6 protein-coding genes are annotated in these 6,743 nt (G+C 36.3%); 1 reads left to right on the top strand and 5 read right to left on the bottom strand.

The window, feature by feature from the left end:
* The first annotated feature begins 350 nt into the window (after positions 1-350).
* A complete protein-coding gene (locus ACFX4W_RS00135) occupies positions 351-938 on the top strand; it encodes a DUF3967 domain-containing protein (protein ID WP_377558844.1) in 588 nt (195 codons plus the stop codon).
* A gap of 281 nt (positions 939-1,219) precedes the next feature.
* Here ACFX4W_RS00135 and ACFX4W_RS00130 read toward each other — a convergent pair whose 3' ends face one another.
* The 5 genes from ACFX4W_RS00130 to ACFX4W_RS00110 all read right to left on the bottom strand — a co-directional run.
* A complete protein-coding gene (locus ACFX4W_RS00130; RefSeq protein WP_377558843.1) occupies positions 1,220-1,834 on the bottom strand; it encodes a helix-turn-helix domain-containing protein in 615 nt (204 codons plus the stop codon).
* A gap of 349 nt (positions 1,835-2,183) precedes the next feature.
* Complete coding sequence (locus ACFX4W_RS00125; RefSeq protein ID WP_377558842.1) at positions 2,184-3,401, bottom strand: relaxase/mobilization nuclease domain-containing protein; 1,218 nt, start codon at positions 3,399-3,401, stop codon at positions 2,184-2,186.
* Positions 3,383-3,736 (bottom strand): plasmid mobilization protein, encoded by a 354-nt coding sequence (locus tag ACFX4W_RS00120; protein WP_012209755.1) that lies wholly within the window; start codon positions 3,734-3,736, stop codon positions 3,383-3,385. The genes ACFX4W_RS00125 and ACFX4W_RS00120 overlap by 19 nt, the downstream gene beginning before the upstream one ends.
* 1,471 nt (positions 3,737-5,207) lie before the next feature.
* Complete coding sequence (locus ACFX4W_RS00115; RefSeq protein ID WP_377558841.1) at positions 5,208-5,993, bottom strand: cupin domain-containing protein; 786 nt, start codon at positions 5,991-5,993, stop codon at positions 5,208-5,210.
* Between the two features lie 325 nt (positions 5,994-6,318).
* Positions 6,319-6,743: hypothetical protein (locus ACFX4W_RS00110; RefSeq protein WP_377558840.1), on the bottom strand; the 425-nt coding region annotated here is incomplete at its 5' end.

The raw sequence follows: 6,743 nt of genomic DNA, 5'->3' as shown, positions 1-6,743 counted from the left end.
AAGAACCCTTGTCGCAGAACGGTTCCGCCGAGGGTTCTTTTTCCGGAGTATGCAGCTTTTTATACATCGTTGATAAATCAACGTTTTTTCAGTAGGTAGAGAAAAAACGAATGTATAAGAAGTGCACCTTTTATTCATATGTAAAATAAGAAAAATATAGTATTTATGTTAAAAAAATGATATTATTTAAACGAATTGATTTTTTACACTTTCATAGGTGTAATCCCTTAAAAAGCAACCTCGTTTTCCAATGCCCGAGGTTGCTTTTTTATTTTCTTTAAGACACTAATATCTTATTTGAGGGTGTTATAATAGTTATGATCCTTAATAAATTGGAGGTTATAACTGTTATGTACATGGAATTCTATGAAAAAGTAGATGGATTAGCAAGAGCTATTGGAGTTACCACTTCAACTGCAAAGAAATATTATTTACTTTTTGAAGAGCATGGTTATAACTTTAAACGTAATCAGCAAGGACAACTCTTGTTTTCACAAGATGATATAAATTTATTTAAAGAATTGATACTTTTAAAAAATGAAAAAGGCATGACAGTTCCAAAGGCTGTAAAGGAGATTGTAAACGGTAAAGTTATAACTGACACAACTGATATAACGGACATAACTGTTACAACAGAAGATATAACGGTTATAACTAATAAGGTCACAACTGTTATGACAGAATTAGATGAGTTGAAACAATTAGTAAAGAGTCAAAATGAAATTATAGAAAAACAGCAAGAAGAATTCAAAAAACAATTCTTAAAACAAGAAGCATACATAAAAGATAGCTTGGAACAAAGGGATAAAACATTGGTTACAACATTGAGAGAAATGCAAGAATCACAAAAAGAAATAGCTACTAGCTTATCAAAAGAACAAGCTAAAAAGAAATGGTGGCAATTATGGTTAGTTAAACTACTCAAATTGATTGGGTAGTTTTTTTAATTAAAAGATGACCGTCTTGAGACGGTTTTTTTAGCCTTTAGGCTATTATTTTTCTAACGAAAAAATTATAAAAAGACCCTTGCAATTCTATAAGCGAATTGCTATTTAAATAGAGAGTGAGAAGGTACAACATAATTAAAGTAGGTTGAAGCCTTGATAATAAAGGATTTTATATTAGTTTCGTACTTATCAAATTTGATAAGTATACTTATCAAATTTGATAAGTACGAAACTAGCTTAAAAATAAAAAAAGACTCTTCTACAAGAGTCTTTTAAAAAAATCTAACAGGAAGTTTACTTAAAATTTTTGATTTCATTAACTTTACAAATTGAATTTTTAAACCTTCTTCTATTTTATCTCGATCACCTGCATAAAGAACATGAGGGTTAATAAATAACGCATAGGTTTTAACGTTATTATCCTCTACATAGCCTTCTGAGCGTGCGATGATTCCTTTACTATACAAAGACTTAACGACTCTACTAACCTTTGATTCACTTGTACCTAAAGCATGTGATAAAGCCCTTTGAGTCAAAGGTATAGGCTGTTTCTTCTTAGGATCATCTACAATAGCATTAGATGAAAAACCAATAAACGGAATCAAACTCATTAGAAATATAATTTCTTCATTTTTTAAATAACCTATATTTTGAAGATAAGCCCAATTCTCTTGTATTATTTGAACAAAGCGAGCTTTATTTTTAACTTTCCTTTGGGGAACTAACTTCATTCCAGCTGCATTAGCTTTAGCTTGAAGTTCATTGGCTTTTTCCATTTCTTCATGACTTAAAATTTGTTCATTTTGAAGGTCTTTCAATCTAGCCTTTTTATTGGCCTCTGATAAAGATTGTCCTAAACTTGATAAGTTTTTTTCGTTTTTAACCATACTAATTCCTCTCCCTATGTGGCAGGAATTAGTCCCTTATGATAGAATATGTACATCAATATGTGTATAAGGGACCAATTCCCTTTCTCTTATGAAAAACCGCCTGCCGTCCAAAGCTTTGGCGGTTTTTCTCATTTATACTACTTTCAACACTATCAATAAATTCCCTCTTTTTCTAGTCTTTTCGCAGTTTTTCAACTAATTCTGCACAAGACTACTTTTTTATCCTAAACTAATTCCAAATAACCCAAAAAACCATTTAAACAAGAAAAACATAGGTACCATAAAGACAGCTGCACCAGCCCCATATTTCACCCAATCTAGCCAACCATTAAATGCTACCCCTAACTTAGCGTTCGATATCATAGTCTTGCTGTTTTTTTCGACCTCGCTGAGTTCCTCCTTCGCTGTCGCGCTCAAGCTGTCGAACTTGCTCCCCAGGTTGTTGTTGATCTTCTCTAGCTCGTCCTTGATTGCTTGATTGTTTGTTTGAAACTCTTTGCTCAAAAATTCCTGATTCTGTTTCATTTCGCTGTGCAATGCTCTGATGGCCGTCTTCATCTCGGCCAAAGTTTCGTTTGTATACTGCTTGTGTGTGACGATGTCGTTCTCTAATTTGCTGAGCAACGTCATCGAAGTCAATTCCATTTCCCTCTGTACGTCTTGGCTCGTCTGTTTGATCTCCTTGAGCTCTTGTTCGATCATCATCTCTTTGTTCATGTTTTCTTTCAGGAACGTCGAGAGATAGCCCTCTGTTGCTCTGAGACGTAAGATCATCTCCTGATATAACTGCTGTAACTGTTGTAACTCCTCTTTCTGCTGAACTTGCTGTTTCTCTTTCTCTTGTAACTTGTCTTTCAAAGCCATGTAAAATCGTCTCCTTTTCGTACGCCAACCCTAATTTCGTGCCACGTACCTTTTTATTCGATTCTAGATGCTCATACGTGATGTTTTTACCTCGTAGCATTGCTTGGACGCCCTGGTCTTTTAAACGTTCCTGGAATTCTTCAAAACTAGTTGCTTGTTCTTTTGAAGAATCAATGGCCGTCCGAATTTCATCCTTCCAACTAGACTCACCTTTCTCAAGTAAGGATTGTTCAGCTAATGTGTAGCGAACATTGGCCGAGCGTTCTTCCACAATGGAGAGGCCATGCTCCTTGCATAACTGATCGCTTACCTCACGAAAATGGTCAATGGCTTCTTGGCCATGGGCATGAAACTTTCGGCCATCCTCATAGTTCACCGCATTAATCACGATGTGGTTATGGATATGATCCTTATCCGTGTGTGTATAGACGGCCACCTCATGACCTTTTGCCATTTTCTCAGCTAGTTGTAACCCAATTTCATTGGCTTGCTGGGGATCCACTTCATCTGGCTTAAATGACTGAATCACATGATGGGCCTGTATGCCGCCGTTTTTTCCCCATATTTCCCTTGTAGCCTTAAATTGGTTCCGAACATAGTCCACATCGCAATCAAGCGAATTTGATACCTCAGCACGCTTCTCAGCGTACTTCAGTAACGCATTGGCATTTTTCGTCGTACTCAGCTTAATTGTTGCCATGCTGCAGCCAATCCCTTTTTAATTTCGTCGAGATTGTATACCAATCTCTCAAGCTCCTGTTCACTTAATTGTTCGATGTCTCGTGCATTGCACCATCTCGCAATTTGGTTCACATTGGTACCCACAGCACGCAATTCCTTCGCAATTGCCAGAGCACCCTCACGATTGATCTTCGGCTGTCGTACGCGGGTACCCTGTGCCTTTGCTTTCACAAAGGCAGGCACCGTCATTCCTACGTTATCCGCCATCAGCGATAGCCGTTCAAATTCCTCTTCAGTGACACGGAACTTCACCTGTTTAGGCTCGTTCCTACGCTCGCCTTTCGTCTCGCTCATTCCTTTATTCCTCCTTATGTTCACCTACTGGGCGTGGTGAACTTGGTGTAAAATTCCAGCTGTATGCTTCCATAATACACCAAACAGTCGGAATAAGGCAAGCTCTACAATTGGTACCCAATTGAGCTTGGTTATGCCTGGCATAACAATCCCCCCAGCCCCCTTTTCAAGGGGGAGCCAAACCGCGGACGCTGTCCACACCTGCCAAAGGAAAGCTCCTTTGGAATGGCTTCTACAAACACCCCCAACCCCCTCAAAACTTTGAGGGGGCTCCCTCGCCGGTTGGCGTCAAACAAACGTGGTTGTTTGAGTGCCAAGAGGGTTTGGGTGCAGAGACATTGTCAATTCCTTAATGCTCCCTACGGTCCGCTTACCATTGACAATGCAGCTTATCTCCCTCTTTGTTTTGGGGTAGAGGCTGGCTTCTTATGTTTTTAATGTGTTGCTAATCTTGGAGTAAGATTGTTACTTCTGAACAGATGAACAGGCGGTTCGGCAGGTATACTTGCGTAAACAAGCCGATTCCTTATATTCTTTGTTTTGGGTATGTCGGCTTGGCGAGAGATCCAAACCTGCCGAAAGTCTTTATACAAGGAGAAAAGAGTGGAGATTTTTTAAGTGGATTTCTTAAAAAATACGACTCGTACCTTGTATAAAAGACTAGCCTCTATTGACCGAAAATATATTTTATAAGAAAGAATTAGTAAAAACTTAGATAAAATGAACGCCTGTCCAAACCTTTTTCATTACTTTGCATACTATAATATTGAGCAACCTCCTTGCTCTTCAAATAGATCTCTAGTTCATATATTGCTATTAGAAAGAAGCCCATGAATTAGTTCATGGGCTTTTTGCCATCCTTACAAAGGATGAAAATAGAGTAAGAGTTGTCGTATTTGTCATACATAATATATGTTGCTGCCCATCACTAAGCAAATTGTCCAGATGTATAACACAAAAATAATTAGAGCAAACTAAACAAGACGCTGTAATAGAGTCATTTACGACTACAATTCAACGAATAAAGGAAGACCATCTCTTTTAACTGGGAAGAGGTGGTCTTTTCTTTTTTAAAAATATATACGATATACAAATCTAGTCTACCTAAGGTCAATAAAGTATAGAATCTCCTCAATAGGGCAGACTGCTAAAGTTCGCTTGATCATATACAATACCTGTTGTATGTAAATAGCTTTATTTCTTGTTGCAGTTGCAGACTTCCTAACAAGTCTGTTTCTTTTTATTTAATAATTATAAAAATGAATGCTTTATAACATCTTGAGCAAACTACTCAAGATGCTATAAAGCATCCTCTCATAGAACCCAATTGCATACAATCCAAGTAACAGAAAAAACTCCCGACCGCCTGTGGAGTTTTTTCTGTTTTTTAAGCTGTATATGCTATACAAAATTAGTTTCCATAATGGATTTTATCGGTACTGAAAAAGGATCTTCTAAAAGAAGATCCTTTCTACATATTTTTGCTTTGCTGGAGAAGTTTAGATTTCCCTGTACGTTCCCATTCTTCTACTGTTTCATATGCTTTTTCAGGAGAATACCCTTTCCCCACAAGAACTCCCATTAGAATAAATTCTTGAAGAATGTGTGTAGCATTTATTCCTCTTTTAACATCCTCTAGCCCTTCATTTACCAGAAATTCTGTGTACTGTACCCATTCATCCGGAGTCTTGCCAGAAATCAATGTATTTCCATTGCTATGGTTGTGGGCTTCTTCCGCAGCCATAGCATCTTCTTTAGTAACATGAACAGTGCCAAATGGATGATTAGGAGGAGCATATATCGAGTAAAGTTTTAGAGGAGTATTACCGGTATTGGTTAGATTATGCCATGTTCCAGCAGGTATAAATATTGCAGAATCATCATAGACATTTCTTTTAAAGTTTAAATTATTTTTACTCTTGCCCATTTGAACAATTCCCTGACCTTGTTCAATACGTAAGAATTGATCAACGTCAGAATGCATTTCCAAACCGATATCTTCGCCAACATTGAGACTCATTAAAGTAACTTGCAAATGGGTTCCAGTCCATAAAGCAGTACGATACATATTATTTTGCTTCGTTGCTTCATTGATATTAACGACAAATGGCTTTGGCCCGTAATCTTTCAATTTACCGTTTTTGTAATAAAAATCTTCCTTGTTCGAATAATTATTATTCCAATTATAGCAATTTGGATTCCAATTGTAATACATCGGATAATGCCATTGATGGTGATAAGATGATCTATGATGCATATTCATTCTCCTCTTATGGTTTTATTTTACCTTTTCATCCTATGCAGTTGCCTAATTAAAGGTATGCCACATGGATAATAATAGGCAATTAACCTAACCCAAAGAAATAATGAATACTCTATACAATTTTACTTAATATAATGTTAATTTTCGGAACACCTTAAAAAATAAAAGAAGAAAAAAGAATTTCATATATTGATATAAACGTTGATATATAAGGGTTTATAAGGTTTTTTTGAAAGAGAAGAATAACTCATATACAAGTTAGTTTTAACCCTTATAGGGGTTATTTTTAACTCATATATGAGTTATTTTTAACTTTTATTTAGTCTAATAATCCTTTTTCTTTAAATACTTTTCTCAAAGCTTCATTTACTAATTCAGATTTATAACTTTTAGGGACGCGATCAATAATATTTAACACATCGTCATCAAAATAAAAGCCTCGATACACTCTTTTAGAACGATCTTTTGGACTCTGGAGCAATAGATCAATAGCATCTACTTTGCTAGTAGTTGTATTAGCTTTTGAAACGCTATCGCTAGTACTTTCACTTTCATTCAGATAGCTAACACTAGCTGCTATCTCACTGTTAGTTTGCTTTTGTTCTGCTGGCACTTTACTATTTTTAGAAATAAGGGTATTAAAATCAAGGTCTAAAGGTTCTGGCTCTTCCCCAATATAACGATAAATACTTTGCTTACTGTCCCATTCATATCCTAGTTTCTTAATTCTTAATTGGATGGTAC

The organism is Priestia sp. YIM B13489 (assembly GCF_042787645.1).
GTDB lineage: Bacteria > Bacillota > Bacilli > Bacillales > Bacillaceae_H > Priestia > Priestia megaterium.
Note: the sequence above shows the minus strand (reverse complement) of the source record. Positions and strands in the feature narration are given on the sequence as shown.